General features: G+C 62.5%; 4 protein-coding genes and 1 pseudogene. 4 read left to right on the top strand and 1 reads right to left on the bottom strand.

Features of this window, described 5'->3' with window-relative positions:
• The first annotated feature begins 20 nt into the window (after positions 1–20).
• The 4 genes from ENZ74_RS30070 (at position 21) to clpS (ending at position 1,622) form a co-directional block, all read left to right on the top strand.
• Positions 21–323, top strand: coding sequence for a hypothetical protein (locus ENZ74_RS30070; protein WP_024504541.1), 303 nt, complete (start codon positions 21–23; stop codon positions 321–323).
• 39 nt (positions 324–362) lie between these two features.
• A complete protein-coding gene (locus ENZ74_RS30065) occupies positions 363–596 on the top strand; it encodes a hypothetical protein (protein ID WP_013529962.1) in 234 nt (77 codons plus the stop codon).
• A 215-nt stretch (positions 597–811) separates the two neighbouring features.
• Complete coding sequence (locus ENZ74_RS30060) at positions 812–1,177, top strand: hypothetical protein (protein ID WP_063168852.1); 366 nt, start codon at positions 812–814, stop codon at positions 1,175–1,177.
• A gap of 139 nt (positions 1,178–1,316) precedes the next feature.
• The gene (gene clpS, locus ENZ74_RS30055) at positions 1,317–1,622 is read left to right on the top strand and encodes an ATP-dependent Clp protease adapter ClpS (protein ID WP_013529964.1); all 306 of its coding nucleotides are present in this window, start codon (positions 1,317–1,319) and stop codon (positions 1,620–1,622) included.
• A 54-nt stretch (positions 1,623–1,676) separates the two neighbouring features.
• Here the strand turns inward: clpS and ENZ74_RS30050 are convergent.
• Positions 1,677–2,132, bottom strand: a pseudogene (locus ENZ74_RS30050) (hypothetical protein); the annotation flags it as partial.

The following is a 2,132-nucleotide window of genomic DNA, read 5'->3' as shown; positions in this document are numbered from 1 at the left end:
CCGGGTTTACGGATAAACCGATGCCAAGGTTGTCGATCAGTTTGTTGGGTGCGTTGCTGGGCTTCTGCCTGGTCACTGCCGCTGTCGGACAATCGGACGCAAAGGCGACGCTCACAACCCGGAGCGAACGGTGCGCCAATCTCAGCCACCAATTTGATGAAGCCCTCGAAACCCATGCCACGGCAACGCAGGTCACCGCGGCAAAGGCACTTCAGAGAAAGGGCAACCGGTACTGCGCCGCCAAGAAACAGGCACAGGGCATCCGGATGCTCGCCAATGCTTTGAAGCTGCTTGGAGTGACGCCGAACGACCCGGTTCAGTAACGCTCCGAAACTTGACCCGCATAAAAAGGAAACGAAGCCATGAAAAAGTCCATCCTCTCCGCAACCGGTCTCGCCGTCGCTCTCGCTTTCGCGATGCCGGCTCTCGGCAACGCCGCCGCCACCACGACCGCTGCTCCGGCTGCTTCGACGACCACCGCTCCGGCGACTGCCGCTCCGGCCAAGGCTGCTCCGAAGAAGGTCGTCAAGAAGACCGTCAAGAAGCACAAGAAGGCTGCTGAGAAGGCCGTCAAGAAGGACGCCCCGAAGACCTGATAAGGTCCGGCATAAAATGCCGGCCTGTTGACCAAGGCCGCTCCAGCTGGTTTCGGTTGGAGCGGCCTTCTTCCTGTCCGAGCCGCTGAAGCCCTGACATTGGCGATGCAGCGGTCGATGGGTTCAACTGATCTTTGGCGAAGTCTGGCACCGGCAGCTTCCGCCTCGACTGACACTTAACCCGTTTGCAACGCCGGCCGTGTAGGACAATCCGCATGAAGAAGCGGCTTTCGTCCATTTTGCGCTCGATGGTGATCGGCGGTCTGGTTGCCACCGGCCTCGCCAGAGTGCTTATCCTGTTCACCGCCAGCCCGGTCCCCGATCCGGCCAGCGGACGCACCGAGCCTTCGCTGTTCGCTCCGGCGATTTCCACCAACTGGGACTACATAACGCCGGCACAGACCTGGCTGCTGGTCGTGCTGACCGGCGCGACGTTGATCTGCGTCGCCGCGTGGCTGATCGCGACCTGGCTGGAACGCCGGGCGGATGCCGGCGGAAACCGTTTTCGGTCCGATATACCGCCCGCTGCGGCCGTGCGGCAGATTCCCGGCCGTCGCATGTTCGGCCGCCAAGGCCGTTGAACGGCAACCGACACTTTCCCACATGATTATGAATGGCCGCGTCGGCGGACACCGGTTTCGCGCGTCGATCAAAATGGACGACCGTTTTCACCGGTGCCAGAATGGCGGTCACATCGCTTACGCAAAACTGTCGGTTCCGATGCCTGAAATTACCACAAAACCGCGTACCCAGATCAAGCCGCAAGTCGAACGGCCAAAACTCTACAAGGTCATCCTCATCAACGACGATTTCACGCCGCGCGAATTCGTGGTGACGGTGCTGAAGGGCGAGTTCAAACTCAGCGAAGACCAAGCGCACCGGGTGATGATCACTGCGCATCGGCGTGGCGTCTGCGTCGTCGCCGTGTTCACCAAGGATGTCGCCGAGACCAAGGCGACGCGCGCCACCGATGCCGGCAAGGCCAAGGGCTATCCGCTGATGTTCACGACGGAGCCGGAGGAGTAGAGCAGGGGGCTTTCCCTTCTCCCACAACAAGGGAGAAGGGAAAAGAGCGCCGCGCTACCGTCCCTCGCGGTACCACATCGAACCCATTGCCAGAAGCAGCAGGCCGAGGCCGAGGAAGCCGCCGAACAGCGGCACGCGCGAGACGGCTTTGAGCACGCTGTCGTCTGTCGTGCGCAGGCCGATCCAGTCGCTGCCGGATGCGGCACCAGCCGAGCGCACCGGCACGATGGAAGGCAGCGTCACGTCGCTGCCAAGGCCTGTGGAAGACGCCAGCCGGCGCACGCTGCCGCCGGTGGCTTCCGCCGGCGCCTTCAGCCGGTTTTCGGTGGAAATGACGTCGGCGAATTCCGGTGCGTTGACCGGCCCGACATGGGCGAGCGCGGTGAGGTCGCCATTGGCGACCTGGTAGAGCCCGATCTCGCTGGTCTCGACGCTGCCGAGGAAGACCCCGGGCTCGGCTTTGTCGAGCTTGACCGTCAAGGTTTTGCCGGACGGAGTGATGATCTGCGC

The sequence above is a fragment of the Mesorhizobium sp. M7A.F.Ca.CA.002.15.2.1 genome (assembly GCF_003998715.1).
GTDB lineage: Bacteria > Pseudomonadota > Alphaproteobacteria > Rhizobiales > Rhizobiaceae > Mesorhizobium > Mesorhizobium ciceri.
Note: the sequence above shows the minus strand (reverse complement) of the source record. Positions and strands in the feature narration are given on the sequence as shown.